This is a genomic window from Aeromicrobium sp. 9AM, from assembly GCF_902506105.1.
GTDB lineage: Bacteria > Actinomycetota > Actinomycetes > Propionibacteriales > Nocardioidaceae > Aeromicrobium.
Window position 1 is genome coordinate 1,344,368 of sequence record NZ_LR733304.1, and the last position, 17,269, is coordinate 1,361,636.

The window sequence follows — 17,269 nt, forward strand, 5'->3', positions numbered from 1 at the left end:
CCGTCATGGTGCGACGAGGACCGGGATGCGCAGCTCGGCCTCGCTGATCGAACCGTGGAAGCCGGTCATCTTGAGCTCGATGCCGAACTCCCGCGAGGAGAACACCGCGAACTCGCCGAGCGCCGCGACGAGCACGTCGCCGATGCGGCCCCGCACGTCCGGCGCGATCGGGCCGAACCAGTCCTCGATGCCGTCCTGCGTACGTACGAGGACACGGTCGCCGAGCTCGGCCTGCCACTTTGCGGCGACGTCGGCAGCTGCGCCGGCGCGCGTGTAGACGTGCCGGAAGCGCGCCTCGCCGGCCAGCAGAGTGACGTCGTCAAGCAGGTGCGCCGAGGAGTCGACGTCGAACCTGTCGGCCTTGGGCAGGTCGATCATGCCGTGGTCGGCGGTCACCAGCAGGACCGTGTCGCGCGGCAGCTCCTCGCGCAGGTCGGCCAACTCCGTGTCGATCGTCGTGAGCATCGTGCGCCACTCCTCGGACGCGCAGCCCTTGCCGTGGCCGGTGTGGTCGAGCCGCGACTCATAGGCGTACGTCATGGCCCGTGTCGAGGACTCGACGACCTCGACGACGACGTCGAGCCGCTCCCAGACCGAGTTGATCCCGTGGAACGGCACGCCCCGCTGGCTGCACAGCGTCAGCCCGGAGTCGGCGAACTTGGCGTCGTTGACCGACGAGGCGGCGATGCCGGCATCCTGCATGCGCTCGAGCACCGTGCGGTGAGGCTGCCAGAGCAGCGGGTCGACCGGTTGGTCCCACTTGAGCGAGTTGAGCCGCTGGCCGCTGCCGGGCACGCGCGACGTGTAGCCGACCATGCCGTGCGCGCCGGGCTGCAGACCCGTGCCGAGCGACGTGAGGCTGGTCGCGGTCGTCGACGGGATCCCGCAGACGACGTCGTCGACGTTCTTGAGCGAGCTGAGGAACGGTGCCGCGTCGGCGTGCTCGCGCAGGAGGTCGAGCCCGAGCCCGTCGACGAGGAACACGACATATCTCGGCGCGTCCGGCAGTGCCAGCGTGTTGGTGAAGCCGGGGGCACCGAGAGCCGCCGCCACCGAGGGCAGGACCTGGTCGATCGTCGCGCGCCCGCCGGGTCCGGCCAGGGTCATGCCGTACGGCCGGCGGTGGCGGCCGACAACGTACGAGCGAAGGCCAGCAGGCGCTCGACCGCCGAGCCGCCGTCTGCCGCCGCCGCGAGGCGCAGCGAGAAGTCGTCGCCCGCGAGGCTGCCGGTGTAGCCGTGATCGGCCTCGCAGTCGGGATCCGCGCAGCGCGCCGGCTCCAGCTCGACGCGCGACACCGCGCCCCAGCCGACCGTCAGCACAGCCTCCTCGAGCTGCTTGGACTTCGATGTCACCATGCGGGTCACGAGCACCGAGCGCACCTGCCTGAGGGCGACCGCCTCGGACGTCGTGGACGTGTAGGGCTTGGGCAGCAGGTCGTCGCCGGGATGCTCGTCGGTGTGCACCAGCACGAGGCGGCTCGGCGTCAGCGCGAGCACCGTCATGTGACGGCGGATCTCATCGTGGTCGAACGTCGGCTCGTGGTGCAGGACGTAGGCGGCGACCGGTTCGCCGGCGAGGGCGTCACGCAGGCCCTCTGCGACGATCTCGGGGTAGTAGCCGCTGGTGGAGACCTCGTCGAACAAGGACTTCGTGTCGTCGGTGGTCATCACGCCAGCGTATCTCCCATCGAGGCAGGCTGACTGAGGCGGCGTACGTACCACTCGCCGCGGCGATCCGCCGACGGGACGACCTTGGCACGTGCGCTCAGCGCCGTGTAGCCCTTGCCGTGCACGAGCACCGGCTCGAGGTCGAGCTCGGCGATCTCGGGCAGGTCGTCCTTCATCGCGGCGAGCCGCACGATGATGTCCTGCAGGACGTCGACGTCGACGGTGTCGGACCCGCGGTAGCCGTAGAGCAGCGGTGCCGAACGCAGGTCGCGGATCATGGCCTCGGCGTCGAGGTCGGTCAGCGGCGGGATGCCGTACGACCGGTCGCCCAGCAGCTCGCTGGGCGCGCCGGCGAGGCCGAACGAGACCAGCGGGCCGAACAGCGGGTCCTCGGTGACGCTGAACGACACCGGGATGCCGTCCGCGGCGGCGCGCTGGACGAAGAACTTGGTGTCCTTGCGCATGCCCTTCCACGTCGTGAGCTCGTCCCACGCCTCGCCCATCTCGTCGGCGCTGCGGATGTTGCGCCAGACGTGCGCGAGATCGGGGCGGGTGCGGAGGTGCTCGCTGCCGGCCTTGAGGACGACGTCCCAGCCGAGCTTCTCCCCCGCCGCGATCGCCTCGTCGCGCGAGTGCACGTTGATCCAGGTCCACAGGTCGATGCCGTAGCAGGCGAGCAGCGCGTGGACCTGGTCGGTCGAGAGGATGGCGCCCCGCGGAGCCGCGGACAGCACCTGGCGTACGAGCGTCCGCGCGTCGCCCGTGCGGTGGTCGAGCGCGATGTGGAAGTCGCCGTGGTCCTTGGCGGCCCACTCGGCGTAGTTGACGACCCGTGCCAGAGCACGGACCGCCGACTCAGGGGCGGCATACGACGGCACGGACCCGCGACCGGCCGAACCGCCGAGCAGGTCGGGCACACGCAGCAGCACCGGCACGCCCTCGCTGCCGAGGAACGTCGACACGATGGGCTTGTCGGACTGCTCGCCGACCGCTGCGAGGACGTTGGCCACCTCTTCGCCGCTGGTGTTGAGCGGTGGGACGTAGACCGCGACGAGCGCGTCGGTGTCGGGGCTCGCGATCGCGTGCTCGATCGCCGCCTCGAAGTCGTCTGCGTTGGCGTCGGCGCCGAGCGACACCGGATCGGTGACCTGCAGCCCGGCCGCCGATGCGGCATCGGCGACGATCAGGGCCACGGCGTCGGAGTTGCCCACGATCGAGATGCGGTTGCCACGCGGCAGCGGCTGGTGCGCCAACAGCTGGGCGACGTCGAACATCTCGTCCAGCGTGTCGACCTGGATCACGCCGGCCTGGCGGAACATCGCGTCCACCGCCGACTGCGGGGCCGACGTGCGCTTGACGGTGTGACCGACGGGCACGCCCTGCGTCGAGCGCCCGGACTTCACCGCCACGATCGGCTTGGTGCGCGACACCCGGCGGGCGATGCGCGAGAACTTGCGCGGGTTACCGATCGACTCCAGGTAGAGCAGGATGACCTCGGTCGAGTCGTCCTCCTGCCAGTACTGCAGCAGGTCGTTGCCCGACACGTCGGCACGGTTGCCGGCCGACACGAACGTCGACAGGCCGAGACCACGGCGCGACACCGACTCGAGGATCGCGGTGCCGAGCGCACCGGACTGGCAGAAGAACCCGACGCGGCCCTGGGGCGGCATCGACGGCGACAGCGACGCGTTGAGCTGCAGGTCGGGGGCTGTGTTGATGAAGCCCAGGCAGTTGGGTCCGATGAGCCGCAGACCGTACGAGCGGCTGAGCCCCAGCAGCGTGCGCTGACGCTGGCGACCCTCGGGGCCCTCCTCGGCGAAGCCGGCGGAGATCACGACGAGGCCGTGGACGCCCTTGGCGGCGCAGTCGAGCACGACGTCACTGACCGAGTCGGCCGGCACCGCGACGATCGCGACATCGACCTCGCCGGGGATGTCCTGGACGGTCTTGTAGGCGGGCAGGCCCGAGACCGCCTCGGCCTGGGAGTTGACGGCATAGACGCTGCCGCTGAAGTCGCCGAGCACGAGGTTGCGGACCATCGCCTGGCCGATCGAGTCCTGCCGGCGGCTGGCGCCGATGACGGCGATGCTGCGGGCGCGGAAGATGCGCTCGATCGAGGCCGCCTCGGCGCGCTGCTCGCGGGCGCGCATGACCCCGACCGCGAGGTCGGTGGGCTCGATCTGGAACGTCAGCCGGGTGACGCCGCCGTCGACCATGCCGTCGACCTGGTAGCCCATCTCCCGGAAGATCTGCTGCATGCGGGAGTTGGACGGGAGCACGTCGGCGACGAACGTACGGATGCCGCGCTCGCGACCCGCCTGCGCCAGGTGCTCGAGGAGCAGCTGACCGACGCCACGGCCCTGGTGGGCGTCCTCGACGAGGAAGGCCACCTCGGCCTCGTCGTCGCCGACCGCGTCATAGCGTCCGACACCGATGATCGTGGCGTGCAGCGTGACGACGAACGCGACCCGGCGGTCGTTGTCGACCGTCGTGAAGCGCGTGACATCCTTGTCGGAGAGCGTCGGGTAGGGCGCGAAGAAGCGGAAGTACTTGGACTGCTCGGAGACTCGTGAATAGAACTCCACGAGGCGTTCGGCATCGGCCTCGAGGATCGGCCTCAGCTGCGCCACCCGGCCGTCCTTGAGCAGGACGTCGGCTTCCCAATGCTCGACGGGAGACACCTCGCTGGTCACCGGTCCAACCTATCGGGTGGCCCACGGCGTGGCGCGGGAAGTCCGCAGGTCAGACCCGCGAAAATGGACCACTGAGCACCGCACGACAGGCAGCACAGGAGAGAAGGCATGGCGCGCAGCAGCAAGCAGGCTCCCGAGGAGGACTTCGAGGAGCACATCGTCGACACCGACGTGAGCGACGAGATGCGATCGAGCTTCCTCGAGTACGCCTATTCGGTCATCTACGCCCGGGCCCTGCCGGACGCCCGCGACGGGCTCAAGCCCGTCCAGCGGCGCATCCTCTACACGATGGACGACATGGGCCTGCGGAGCGACCGCGGGCACGCCAAGAGCGCGCGGCCCGTCGGTGAGGTCATGGGTCGCCTCCACCCGCACGGCGACAGCGCGATCTACGACGCGCTCGTACGCCTCGTGCAGCCCTGGTCGCTGCGGCTGCCGCTGCTCGACGGGCACGGCAACTTCGGCTCGCAGGACGATCCGCCCGCGGCGATGCGCTACACCGAGGTCCGCATGGACCAGCCCGCCGAGGCGATGACGGCGTCGATCAACGAGGACACGGTCGACTTCAAGCCCAACTACGACGGTCGCGAGACCGAACCCGTCGTGCTGCCGGCCGCCCTGCCCAACCTGCTGGTCAACGGCGCCAGCGGCATCGCGGTCGGCATGGCCACCAACATCGCGCCGCACAACCTCATCGAGGTCGTGCAGGCGCTGCGCCACCTCATCAGCCACCCGTCGGCCGACCTCGACGACCTCATGCGGTTCATCCCCGGCCCCGACCTGCCCACCGGTGGCAAGATCGTCGGCCTCGAGGGCATCCGCGACGCGTACGCCGCAGGCAACGGCTCGTTCCGCATGCGGGCCTCGGCACGCATCGAGAGCGTCACGCCGCGGCGCAAGGGCATCGTCGTCACCGAGCTGCCCTACAACGTCGGTCCCGAGAAGGTCATCGAGGCGATCAAGAAGCTCGTCCAGGCCAAGAAGCTCCAGGGCATCTCCGACATCAAGAACCTCAGCGACCGGCACAAGGGGCTCAACCTCGTCATCGAGATCAAGAACGGGTTCATCCCCGAGACGATCCTCGAGCAGCTCTACAAGAGCACGCCGATGGAGAGCTCGTTCGGCATCAACGCCGTGGCGCTGGTCGACGGCCAGCCCCGCACCCTGGGACTCAAGCAGATGCTCGAGGTCTACCTCGAGCACCGCATCGACGTCGTCCGGCGCCGTACGCAGTTCCGCCGGGGCAAGGCAGCGGACCGGCTGCACCTGCTGGACGGCCTGATGCTGGCCCTGGTCGACATCGACGAGGTCATCCAGCTGGTCCGCGCGAGCGAGAACCGTGCCGAGGCCAAGGAGCGCCTCATGACGGTCTTCGACCTCTCCGACATCCAGGCGACCTACATCCTCGACCTGACGCTCGGCCGGCTCACCAAGTACGACCGCATCGAGGTCGAACGCGAGATCGCCGAGCTGCGCAAGATCATCGACGAGCTCGACGCGATCCTCGCCGACGACCAGCTGCTCCGCCGCGTCGTGGGCGACGAGCTCAACGAGATGGCACAGAAGTTCGGCACGCCGCGGCGCACCGTGCTGCTCGAGTCGTCGGGGCAGACCGCCACGGCCGCATCTCCCCTCGAGGTCGCCGACGATCCGTGCTGGGCGCTGCTGTCGGCGACCGGGCTCCTCGCCCGTACGTCCGACGACTCCCCGCTCGGCGACGTCGACCGCCGGGTCAAGCACGACACGATCGTCTCGGCCGTACGCACGACAGCCCGCGGCGAGATCGGCGTCGTGATGTCCGACGGCCGTATCCAGCGCATCTCGGTGCTCGAGCTGCCGGCCCTGCCGCCGACTGCCCAGTCGCCCAACCTGCAGGGCGGCATGCCTCTGCGGGAGATCCCCGGCCTCGAGGGCACGGTCCTGGCACTGACCCGGCTGGACGACTCCGGCGCGGGACTCGCACTCGGCACCCGTGCTGGTGTCGTCAAGCGGGTCAAGCCCGAGCAGCTGTCGCGCGACTCGTGGGACATCATCTCGCTCGACGACGGCGATGTCCTCGTTGGCGCGGTCGAGCTGGCCACCGGCGACGAAGAGCTCGTGTTCGTCACGTCCGACGCCCAGCTGCTGCACTTCTCCGCCTCGGTCGTACGCCCTCAGGGTCGCGCCGGTGGCGGCGTCGCGGGCATCAAGCTGTCCCCCGGTGCGCGTGCCGTGTCGTTCGGCGCCGTTCGCGACATCGACTCGGCCTACGTCGTGACGATCGCCGGCTCCGGCGACGCCCTGCCCGGCACCCAGAACGGTGCGGTCAAGGTCAGCCCCATGGCGATCTATCCCGCCAAGGGCCGGGCCACCGGCGGCGTCCGCTGCCAGCGCCTGCTCAAGGGCGAGGACGGCCTGCTGCTGGCCTGGGTCGGCGACGGGCAGCCGATGGCGTGCGCCACGAGCGGCTCACCGGTCGACCTGCCCGAGCCCACGGACCGGCGCGACGGGTCCGGCGTGCCTGCGGCCCAGCCGATCCTGGCCGTGTCGGGACCGGCCGGTTCACTCGGTGTCTGAGCAGTCCACCGTGCAAGACTGTGCCGTGCGCACCAGACACCTGATCCTGACCCTCGCCGCGTCGACCCTGGTCCTCTCGGGTTGCACGGGTTCCTCAGGCGGTGACAAGGGCGACCCGGCCAAGCTGCAGGCGCGCCTGTCCGAGGCCAAGAAGTCCCTCGACGGTGCCGAGACCATCACGATCTCGCTGGCGACCGACAAGCTGCCGTCAGGCGTCACCGGGCTGCTGTCGGCCAAGGGCAAGGGCAACCACTCCCCTGCCTTCGACGGCAAGGTCAAGGTCGTCACCGGCGGCGCGAGCGTCGACGCCGACGTCATCGCGGTCAAGGGCAAGGTCTGGGCCAAGACGAGCTTCGCGCCGGTCTACCTGACGATCGACCCGGCCTCGCTCAAGGCACCCGACCCCGCCTCGCTGCTCGACAGCGACACGGGGATCACGCAGATCCTGGTCAAGACCAAGAAGGTGACCGAGGGTGGCAAGTCGCGTGACGGATCAGACGTGCTGACGACGATCAAGGGCACCCTCCCCGGCAGCCTGGTCAGGGACATCATCCCGTCCGCCGCCGCGGACGAGTCGTTCGACGTCACCTACCGGCTCGACGACGACAACGTGCTGCGCGACGCCAAGCTCAAGGGGCCGTTCTACCCCAACGGCGGGGACGTCACCTACACCGTCAAGCTCACCACCTCCGACACCGCTGTGACCATTGAGCCGCCGACCCGCGTCGGTCGATGACCTCACGGGAGGCGATCAGTCCCGCCTCGAAAGTCCTGCTGGGGCTGGCGGCTGTCGCCATCTCGTTCGCGGCCGCCGACACGTACGTTGTGGTGCTCGCCCTGCCCGACATGATGACCTCGACCGGGCTGGACCTCGACGAGCTGCAACGCGCGGCGCCGATCGTCTCGGGATTCCTGCTCGGCTACGTCGGGGTCCTCCCGCTCATCGGCCGCATCTCCGACCTGCGCGGACGGGTCCCGGTCCTGTTGGGCTCGCTCGTCGTGTTCGCGGCCGGCTCGCTGATCACCGCGGCGGCCTACAACCTCGAGAGCATCGTGCTCGGCCGGCTGATCCAGGGCATCGGTGGCGGCGGCCTGATCCCGCCGACGCTCGCCCTCGTTGCCGACCTGTGGCCGCCCCAGCGCCGCGGCCTGCCCCTCGGCATCGTCGGGGCGGTGCAGGAGCTCGGCAGCGTCCTCGGACCGCTCTACGGCGCCGTCGTGCTGGCGTTCGGGGACTGGCGGCTGATCTTCTGGCTCAACTGCGCGATCGGGCTCGTGCTGGCGGCCGCGATGCTGCGGCTCCGCGCCTCGACCCCGCCCGACGTGTCGGCGGGCTCGGCGGACCGGCGACGCCCGGATCTGGTCGGCGCCGGCCTGGCTGTGCTCACCCTGGTCGGGACAGCCGTCGTGATGGCCGAACCGGACCGGCTGACGCAGGGTGTCACGAGCGGACTGGCCTTCCTGCCGGTCACCGGCGACTCGCGGTGGCTGACGCCCCTGGCCCTCACGACGTACGGCCTGGCGGCCCTCTTCCTGCTGCGGCAGGCCACCGCGCGCAACCCCCTCATCGGCTGGCGGCAGTGGCCGGCGCTCGCCCGCGACACCGACATCGGCGGCGCGCTGCTGCTGACGACGGGGCTTGGCGCGGTCATCCTGACGTTCGCATCCGCCGAGCCCGAGAGCGCGGCGATCTCCGAGCAGGCGCCCTGGCTGGTGCCGATCGCCATCGCCGCTTTCGTGGGCTTCGCGATGCGTCAACGCCGTGCTGTGCGCCCGCTGATCCCCCGCGGCGCGCTGGGCGCCAAGCCGGCCTGGGGCGCCCTGGTGGTGTCGTTCTTCGTCGGCGCCGCCCTGATCGCGGCGCTCGTCGACATCCCGTTCTTCGCCAGGCTCACGGTCGACCGCGACTCCCAGCTCGACGCCGCCCTGGTCCTTGTGCGTTTCCTCATCGCGTTGCCGGTCGGTGCCGTCCTCGGCGGCTGGCTGCTCCGCAAGGTCCCCGCATCGGTGCTCACATGCGTCGCGATGCTGATGAGCGCTGCCGCGTTCTGGCACATGTCGACGTGGGATGCGCACTCCCTCGACCACCAGGTCGAGACGCTGTCGCTGGTCCTCGGCGGCCTCGGCTTCGGGCTCGCTATCGCGCCCGTCAACGCGGTCCTGCTGTTCCACACCGCTGACGCCGTGCACGGCGTCGCGTCGGCGCTGCTGATCGTGGCGCGCATGGTCGGCATGCTGCTGGGCATCTCGGCGCTCACGACGATCGGCCTGCGCGCGTTCTATCACGCGTCGGCCAAGATCCCGCCCGCCGCCGAGCTCTGTGACGGCAAGGCGACGCTCTGCCGGGCGTACAAGGATGCCGTCCGCGACGCGGGCATCACGCAGCTGCACGCGGTCTTCATCGGCGCCGCGGTGTGCGCCCTCACAGCAGCCCTCCTGGCACTGCTGGTCCTCCGTGACGAGGACGAAACAGTCACCCGATAATCTGTCGCCCATGCCTGACTTCGACGACCTGCTCAGGGCCAATCGCGAGTATGCCGAGGACTTCGGACTCTCCGGGTTCGACGGCATCGCCCATGCCGGGATCGCGATGGTGACCTGCATGGACTCGCGGATCGACCCGCTTCGCATGATCGGCCTCAAGGCCGGCGACGCCAAGATCCTCCGCAATCCCGGAGGCCGTGTCACGGACCAGGCGCTCGTCGCGCTGGTGCTGGGTGTCAACCTCCTCCAGGTCCGCCGGGTCCTCGTCGTCGAGCACACCCGGTGCGCCATGGCGTCCTCGACCGAGGACGAGCTCAAGGCCAGGGTGGCGGAGTCCGCAGGCACGGATGCATCGTGGATGAGCCTGGGCGCGATCGTCGACCAGGAGCAGACCGTGCGGGCGGACGTCATGCGCGTGCGGAGCCACCCGCTCATCAGCGACGACATCCTGGTCGGCGGATTCATCTACGACGTCGACACCGGGCTGCTCCAGCCGGTGAGCTGATTCGCGGACGCGTGGGTCAGGCGTCGATGCGGTCGGCGTCGATCTCGTAGGCGCCCTGCACGATGAACTCCTTGCGCGGCGGCACCTCGTTGCCCATCAGCAGCTCGAAGACCGACGAGGCCTCCTCGCCGTCGTCGACCGTCAGGCGACGCAACGTGCGGTGGCGCGGGTCCATCGTCGTCTCGGCCAGCTGACTCGCGTCCATCTCACCCAGACCCTTGTAGCGCTGGACCGGGTCCTTCCACTTGACGTTCTTGCGCTGCAGCTCGGCAAGCTTGCGCTGCAGCTCGGCGTCGGAATAGGTGTAGACGTACTTGTCCTGGCCCTTCTTGGGGTTGGACAGCTCGATGCGGTGCAACGGCGGGACGGCGGTGTAGACCCGGCCGGCATCGACCAGCTCGCGCATGTAGCGGAAGAACAGCGTCGCCAGCAGGCAGCGGATGTGCGCACCGTCGGAGTCGGCGTCGGCCATGAAGATGATGCGCCCGTAGCGCGCGGCGTCGACGTCGAACGTACGGCCGGAGCCCGCACCGACGACCTGGATGATCGACGAGCACTCGGCGTTCTTGAGCATGTCGCCGATGCTGGCCTTCTGGACGTTGAGGATCTTGCCCCGGATCGGCAGCAGCGCCTGGAACTCGGAGTCTCGCGCCGACTTGGCGGTGCCGAGGGCCGAGTCGCCCTCGACGATGAACAGCTCGGACCGCTCGACGTCGTTGCTGCGGCAGTCGGCGAGCTTGGCCGGCAGGGCGCTGGACTCGAGCGCGTTCTTGCGGCGCTGTGTGTCGCGCTGCTGGCGGGCCGCCAGACGGGTGCGGGACGCGTCGACGACCTTCTGCATCACGAGCCGCGCCTTGGCCTTCTCCGCGGCCTTGGTGGACGTCAGGAACTGCTTGAGCTCGCGGGTCACGACCTGGTTGACGATCTTGGTGACCGCGGGCGTGCCGAGGACCTCCTTGGTCTGCCCCTCGAACTGCGGCTCGGCCAGGCGTACGGTCACGACCGCCGTCATGCCCTCGAGGACATCGTCCTTGATGACGTCGGGGTCGCCGGACTTGAGCAGGCGGGTCGTCTTGAGGACGTCGTTGAACGTCTTGGTGATGCCCCGCTCGAAGCCGTTGAGGTGGGTGCCGCCCTTGGGCGTCGCGATGATGTTGACGAACGACTGCAGCTGGGTGTCGTAGCCGGTGCCCCACCGGACGGCGACGTCGACGCCGAGCGTGCGCTCGATGTCCTGCGGCGTCATGTGGCCCTTGCTGTCGAGCAGCGGGACGGTCTCGGTGAACACGTCCTCACCCTGCAGGCGCAGCACCTCGGTGACGGGCTCGTCGGACGCCAGGAAGTCGCAGAACTCGGCGATGCCGCCGTCGTGGCGGAACTTCTCCTCGTGCGGCTCGTCGCCGCGGTGGTCGCTGATGACGATCTCGAGCCCCGGCACGAGGAACGAGGTCTGGCGGGCACGGGTCACGAGCTCTTCGTAGGCGAACCGGGCGCCCTTGATGAAGATCTGCGGATCGGCCCAGTAGCGCACCCGGGTGCCGGTCTTGGCCTTGGCGACCTTGCCGATCTTGCGGAGCTCGTTGGTCGGCGTGAAGTCCGCGTCAGGGCCGTCGCCGGCGAAGACGCCCGGCTCGCCACGACGGAACGACATCGCCCAGGTGGCACCGCCCTTGTCGACCTCGACATCGAGCCGGGACGACAGGGCGTTGACCACCGAGGCGCCGACGCCGTGCAGGCCGCCTGTCGCGACGTAGGAGCCACCGCCGAACTTCCCGCCGGCGTGCAGCTTGGTGTAGACGACCTCGACGCCGGTCAGCCCGGTCTTCTTCTCGATGTCGACCGGGACACCGCGGCCGTCGTCCTGGACCTCGACCGAGCCGTCGTCGTTGAGCGCGACCCGGATGTGGGTGCCGAATCCTCCGAGCGCCTCGTCGACGGAGTTGTCGATGATCTCCCAGAGGCAGTGCATGAGTCCGCGGGTGTCGGTCGAGCCGACGTACATGCCGGGGCGCTTGCGGACGGCTTCGAGCCCCTCGAGGACGAGGAGGTTGCGGGCGTCGTACGTCGTTTCGATTTCTGTGCCTCTCGGGATCGCGGTGTGGTTCAAGGATATCGAGCCGGTGTGACGGGCCGCGTCGTGACACGCGATCCACCGCGCGCCTGCGTCGATTTGTCCCGCTCGGGGAGTATGTATGTCGTAGGTCACGAACGACCACGCGGAATAGCACCACGTGATTGGATGTTGATCTGGTCAGAACCGCCGAATGCTCAGAGAGAAGGTCACCGTGACAACACTGACAGCCCCCATGCTGAGCTCCCTCGACCGCTGCGACCGCTGCGGCGCTCAGGCATACGTACGCGTGACGCTCGGCGGCGGTGGTGAGCTGATGTTCTGCGCTCACCACGCACGGCAGCACGAGGACAAGCTCCGCGAGATGTCAGCCCTCATCCACGACGAGAGCGAGCGACTCGCGGCCACGCCGTCGACGTTCGCCGACGAAGAGGCATAACCGCTTCGTCACCCAGACAACGCGAAGGGCCGGCCAGATGATCTGGCCGGCCCTTCGCGTTGTCCAGCTCAGTACGGGAAGTTGTGGATCTCGTGCGACCTCCAGATGGCCTTCCAGTGCTGGAGGTAGTCGTCGTAGACGCCGGGGTCCGTGGTCTCCGTCGTGATCTCGTCGCTGACGATCAGGTTGGAGCCGGTCAGCGCCGCCGAGCCCGCGAGCACGAGCTTGGTCGGCACCGCGTCCGCGGCGTCCGTCGGATAGAGCTTGCCGTCCAGGGTCCGCTCCTCAGGGTTGAGGTAGCTGCGGACCATCTTGGCCTCGACCATGATCGTCTTGTCGTGCGGCTTGGCCCACGCCGCCTCGATCCGGTTGTTGGCGTTCTTGAACGTGTCGAGGATCGGTCGGCAGACCCGGATGTACTGCTGGCAGTGCGCCACGCGGTTGACCTTGAGGTCGTCCTCGAACGACACGATCGAGACCTTGCACCCGGCGTTGGCCAGCTCGACGAGCTTCTGCGCCACCGCGATGCGGCGGTACTTGAAGCGGTTCTCCTGCAGCCGGATGCGGCACTGGTTGTCCGGCACGATGCGCTTGAGCATCACCAGGACGGGGTCGCGGTTGTTGGTCGGCGATGCAGCGATCGGCGTCGGATAGATCGTGACGTTCGCCAGGTTGGAGTAGAACATGCCGCGGTCGGCGTAGCTGCTGGTGTAGCCGTCCGCCGTCGCGTTCGCGTAACCGTAGCGGCCGGCGCCCTCGTGGCTGGCGACGTACTTGAGGTAGTCGATGCCGACGTTGCGCTCGGCGTACATGTCGGACCAGAGGTCCTTGCTCTGCTCCCACAGCTTCTCGTCGTTGTAGATCGTCAGGCCGTTGTTGTAGGTGCGCTCGCCGCTAGGCCCGCCGAGGTTGGCCGACCCCGACCAGATGGCGCCCTTGGCCGGCTTCTTGTCGCGGGTGAAGGTGCTGTTGATCAGCAGGATCTTGCTGTGCATGATCGCGCCGTTGGCGCTGGACAGGCACGCAAGGCTCTTGCCCTTCTGGCAGATCTTGAAGTGCGCGTCACGCATCGAGCTCTTGTTGAGCGCACTCTGCAGGGCGCGTGACTCCTTGGACTGCGACGCCTTGCCGTGGATGACGCGGACCTTGACGCCCTTCTTGGCGGCACGGATCAGCTCACGCCCGACCCGGTGCGAGTTCTCCATGCGCGAGATCGAGAGGTAGACGTAGTTGGACTTGATCGCGCTCGACGCGCGGTACTTGCCGGTCCGCGGGTCGATGTAGGTGCCGCGGATCAGCCGCTCGAGATCGTTGAGCAGCGAGAAGTCGCTGTTGGCCGAGCTCGAGATCGCCTTGTAGGGACGCGAGAAGTTGGTCTCCAGCGTCACCGGGAAGTCAGCACCCCACGGAGACCCGGCCGCCGACGCGGTCACGCCGTTGCGGTCACCCGGCACCTCGGCCGGCGGGGTGTCCGAGTTGACTGCTGCCGGAGCCTCGGACTCCGCGGGTGTCGCCGTCGGCGGGGTCGTGGTGTCGTCGGCGCCAGAGGCGGTCGACTGCAGTCCGAGGACCAAGGAACCGAGGAGGACGCCCACCCCGAGGGCGCGCATCACGCGCGTGGATCGGCCGGTTTTTCGCACAGGTCTGTTCTCCGAGGCGCTGGTCGTGGTCGTGACGGGTCGTGACAGTCTAACTCAATAGCTCGCCGGCACCGGCGTACCCCGAAACCCGGGTGTTGACGGTGCCGAACGGCTGCCGGCACAGCCGGCAGCAGCGATCAGTCGAGGTAGTCGCGCAGGACCTGCGAGCGCGACGGGTGCCGCAGCTTGCTCATGGTCTTGGACTCGATCTGGCGGATGCGCTCGCGCGTGACGCCGTAGACCTTGCCGATCTCGTCGAGCGTCTTGGGCTGACCGTCGGTCAGGCCGAAGCGCATCGAGACGACGCCGGACTCACGCTCCGAGAGCGTGTCGAGCACGGCGTGCAGCTGCTCCTGGAGCAGCGTGAACGAGACCGCGTCGGCCGGGACGATCGCCTCGGAGTCCTCGATCAGGTCGCCGAACTCCGAGTCGCCGTCCTCGCCCAGCGGGGTGTGGAGGCTGATCGGCTCGCGGCCGTACTTCTGGACCTCGACGACCTTCTCGGGCGTCATGTCGAGCTCGATCGCGAGCTCCTCGGGGGTGGGCTCGCGACCGAGGTCCTGAAGCATCTGGCGCTGGACACGGGCGAGCTTGTTGATGACCTCGACCATGTGGACCGGGATGCGGATCGTGCGGGCCTGGTCGGCCATCGCCCGGGTGATCGCCTGGCGGATCCACCACGTCGCGTACGTCGAGAACTTGAAGCCCTTGGTGTAGTCGAACTTCTCGACCGCGCGGATCAGGCCGAGGTTGCCCTCCTGGATCAGGTCGAGGAACAGCATGCCGCGACCCGTGTAGCGCTTGGCCAGCGACACCACGAGGCGCAGGTTGGCCTCGAGCAGGTGGTTCTTGGCGCGGCGTCCGTCGATCGTGATCCACTCGAGCTCTTCGAGCATCTTGGCCGAGATGCGTCCGCCCTTGGCGAGCTTCTCCTCGGCGAACAGGCCGGCCTCGATCCGCTTGGCGAGCTCGACCTCCTGGCCGGCCGTCAGCAGCGAGACCTTGCCGATCTGCTTGAGGTAGTCCTTGACCGGGTCCGCGGTGGCGCCGGCGACCATGACCTGCTGGACCGGCTCGTCGCTCTCGTCGGCCGCCGAGATCGTGAAGGACGACTGCTCGTCCTCCTTGAGCGTCGGGTCCGTCGCGAGGTCCTTCTCGAACTCCTCGTCGGGGATGTCCGGCAGGATCTTCTTGCCCTGCGCGTCGACCATCACCGTGCCGTCAGCGACCGGCGGCACCTCGAGGGCGTCGGCCAGGTCGATGCTCGCGGGAATCTTCGACTCCTCGTCGTGAGGCTCGCCGCCCTTCGCGGGGGCTGCCTTCTTGGCCGGGGCCTTCTTGGCAGGAGCCTTCTTCGCGGCGGTCTTCTTGGCGGTGGCGCTTGATGCGGTCTTGGTCACTGTCACTTCTGTCTTGGCCGGGGAACGGGACGGTGTCGTGGCCTTCTTGGCCGGGGTCTTGGTGGCGGTCTTCTTGGCCGCCGTCTTGCGTTCTGCAGTTGTCTTGCCCGGGGCCTTCTTGGCCGGGGCCTGGGGGGCTTCGTCCACTGGCTCTTGCTTGGCCCCTCCGAGAAGCTTCTTGACGGCTCGGATCGGTGATCCTGCTGCGGGATTCACCGGCACGTCTAACCTCACAAGCGGTAGATGGGCGCAACAATGAGGCCTGTGGTCAACCTCTGGCTCCAGTGTGCCACGTCAGGCCAACCGCTGGCATCTCAGGGTCCTCTCAGGAGCGTGTCGGCCAAGTGTGCACCGGATCGCCCTCGTGCATGTGCTCCTCGTACGCCCGGGTGGTGGCCCGCATCGCGGTCGCGCGGTCGGGCGACTGCGCGACCTGGTGGGCGAACTCGTCAATGAGCCAGGTCGCCCCGTTGCGGCCCGTGATGCAGCGCTGCTCGATGATCCCCAGCAACCGCTCCCTGACGGCCGTGTCGACGTCCATCTCCTTGAGGCCGGCGTGCGCCAAGGGCAGCAGCTGGCGCAGCACGAGCTCACGCGCCGAGACCGTGCCGACGGCCGGCCAGTAGAGCTCGGTCTCGATGCCGGCGCGTGCCGCCTGGTGGAAGTTGTCCTCGGCGGCGCGAAACGACAGCGCCGACCAGACCGGCCGGTCGCTCGTGCCGAGGACCTTGACGAGTCCGTAGAACAGGGCCGCGTTGGCCATCGTGTCGACGACGGTCGGCCCGGCGGGGAGCAGGCGATTCTCGATGCGCAGGTGGGGCCTGCCGTCCGCGACGTCGTAGATGGGCCGGTTCCAGCGATAGATCGTGCCGTTGTGCAGCCGGAGCTCCGGCAGGTTGGGCACCCGCCCGGCCTCGAGCTCTGCCAGCGGGTCCTCGTCGTCGACGATCGGCAGCAGCGCCGGGAAGTAGCGGACGTTCTCCTCGAACAGGTCGAACACCGAGGTGATCCACCGCTCGCCGAAGAACACCCGCGGGCGTACGCCTTGGGCCTTGAGCTCCTCGCTGCGGGTGTCGGTGGCCTGCTCGAACAGCGCGATCCGCGTCTCGTGCCACAGCTGCTGGCCAAGCAGGAACGGCGAGTTGGCGCCGACGGCCACCTGCACGGCGGCAATGGCCTGCGCGGCATTCCACATCGGCGCGAACTCGTCGGGCTCGACCTGGAGGTGAAGCTGCGTGCTGGTGCAGGCGGCCTCGGGAATGATCGTGTCCGCGGTGGTGTCGAGCCGGTCGACGCCGTCGATGACGATCTCGATGTCCTCGCCGCGGGCGTTGAGGATCTGCTCGGACAGCAGGTGGTAGCGCGGGTTGGCCGAGATCGACTCGCGGCTGAAGTGTCCTTCCTGCAGCGTCGGGAGGATGCCGATCATCAGCAGGTGCGCGCCGACCTCGGACGCCTTGGACTGCGCGAAGTTGAGGTCGTCGCGGAGCGTGGCCTGGAGGGTGTCCAGCCCGGTTCCCGATATCCGGGCCGGGGGCACGTTGATCTCGATGTTGAACAGGCCGAGCTCGGTCTGGAAGTCCTCGTCGGCGATCGCCTCCAGCGCCTCGGCGTTCTTGAGGGCGGGGTCGCCTTGATCGTCGACGAGGTTGAACTCGATCTCGATGCCCACGTGCGTGTGCTCGAACGACAGGTCGTGCTCGCTCAGCATCCGGGCGAAGACATCGAGGCACCGGCGCACCTTGGCGCGGTAGCGGGTGCGGTCCTCGCGGCTGAACTCGCGTGCGTCGACGTCCTGTCCCATGCAGACA

At 68.8% G+C, this 17,269-nt stretch carries 12 protein-coding genes; 5 read left to right on the forward strand and 7 right to left on the reverse strand.

The window, feature by feature from the left end; translation table 11 throughout:
- Window positions 1-3: 3 nt before the first annotated feature.
- Genes BOSE46_RS12880 through BOSE46_RS12890 form a run of 3 tightly spaced genes read right to left on the reverse strand, consistent with a single transcriptional unit; the run spans window position 4 to window position 4,363 of the window.
- Window positions 4-1,107 (reverse strand): alkaline phosphatase family protein, encoded by a 1,104-nt coding sequence (locus BOSE46_RS12880; RefSeq protein ID WP_159540621.1) that lies wholly within the window; start codon window positions 1,105-1,107, stop codon window positions 4-6.
- On the reverse strand, window positions 1,104-1,670 hold the full coding sequence (locus BOSE46_RS12885) for a DUF5998 family protein (RefSeq protein WP_159540622.1): 567 nt from the start codon (window positions 1,668-1,670) through the stop codon (window positions 1,104-1,106). The genes BOSE46_RS12880 and BOSE46_RS12885 overlap by 4 nt, the downstream gene beginning before the upstream one ends.
- Window positions 1,670-4,363 (reverse strand): bifunctional GNAT family N-acetyltransferase/acetate--CoA ligase family protein, encoded by a 2,694-nt coding sequence (locus BOSE46_RS12890; RefSeq protein ID WP_159540623.1) that lies wholly within the window; start codon window positions 4,361-4,363, stop codon window positions 1,670-1,672. Before BOSE46_RS12890 ends, BOSE46_RS12885 begins: the two co-directional genes overlap by 1 nt.
- Window positions 4,364-4,471: 108 nt before the next feature.
- Between BOSE46_RS12890 and BOSE46_RS12895 the strand changes: the two genes are divergently transcribed.
- From BOSE46_RS12895 to BOSE46_RS12910, 4 genes are read left to right on the forward strand one after another with little or no spacing between them, the layout of a single operon-like run.
- Window positions 4,472-6,919 (forward strand): DNA topoisomerase (ATP-hydrolyzing) subunit A, encoded by a 2,448-nt coding sequence (locus BOSE46_RS12895; protein ID WP_159540624.1) that lies wholly within the window; start codon window positions 4,472-4,474, stop codon window positions 6,917-6,919.
- A 25-nt stretch (window positions 6,920-6,944) separates the two neighbouring features.
- A complete protein-coding gene (locus BOSE46_RS12900; protein ID WP_159540625.1) occupies window positions 6,945-7,655 on the forward strand; it encodes an LppX_LprAFG lipoprotein in 711 nt (236 codons plus the stop codon).
- A complete protein-coding gene (locus BOSE46_RS12905; RefSeq protein ID WP_201299629.1) occupies window positions 7,652-9,403 on the forward strand; it encodes an MFS transporter in 1,752 nt (583 codons plus the stop codon). Before BOSE46_RS12900 ends, BOSE46_RS12905 begins: the two co-directional genes overlap by 4 nt.
- Window positions 9,404-9,413: 10 nt before the next feature.
- Entirely contained in the window at window positions 9,414-9,908 is a 495-nt protein-coding gene (locus BOSE46_RS12910; RefSeq protein ID WP_159540626.1) for a carbonic anhydrase, read from the forward strand.
- 16 nt (window positions 9,909-9,924) lie between these two features.
- On the opposite strand, the gene BOSE46_RS12915 is transcribed toward BOSE46_RS12910, so the two are convergent.
- Window positions 9,925-12,021 carry a DNA topoisomerase IV subunit B gene (locus tag BOSE46_RS12915; RefSeq protein WP_159542738.1) on the reverse strand — a complete coding sequence of 699 codons (2,097 nt, stop codon included), beginning with the start codon at window positions 12,019-12,021 and terminating at the stop codon, window positions 9,925-9,927.
- A gap of 151 nt (window positions 12,022-12,172) precedes the next feature.
- Between BOSE46_RS12915 and BOSE46_RS12920 the strand changes: the two genes are divergently transcribed.
- Complete coding sequence (locus tag BOSE46_RS12920) at window positions 12,173-12,418, forward strand: hypothetical protein (protein ID WP_159540627.1); 246 nt, start codon at window positions 12,173-12,175, stop codon at window positions 12,416-12,418.
- Window positions 12,419-12,486: 68 nt separating this feature from the next.
- On the opposite strand, the gene BOSE46_RS12925 is transcribed toward BOSE46_RS12920, so the two are convergent.
- The 3 genes from BOSE46_RS12925 to BOSE46_RS12935 all read right to left on the reverse strand — a co-directional run bounded on the left by BOSE46_RS12925 (window position 12,487) and on the right by BOSE46_RS12935 (window position 17,262).
- Window positions 12,487-14,028 carry a phospholipase D-like domain-containing protein gene (locus BOSE46_RS12925; protein ID WP_159540628.1) on the reverse strand — a complete coding sequence of 514 codons (1,542 nt, stop codon included), beginning with the start codon at window positions 14,026-14,028 and terminating at the stop codon, window positions 12,487-12,489.
- 167 nt (window positions 14,029-14,195) lie between these two features.
- A complete protein-coding gene (locus BOSE46_RS12930; RefSeq protein ID WP_236551745.1) occupies window positions 14,196-15,605 on the reverse strand; it encodes an RNA polymerase sigma factor in 1,410 nt (469 codons plus the stop codon).
- Between the two features lie 178 nt (window positions 15,606-15,783).
- Window positions 15,784-17,262, reverse strand: a complete 1,479-nt coding sequence (locus tag BOSE46_RS12935) for a glutamate-cysteine ligase family protein (RefSeq protein WP_159540629.1) — start codon at window positions 17,260-17,262, stop codon at window positions 15,784-15,786.
- Window positions 17,263-17,269 lie beyond the last annotated feature (7 nt).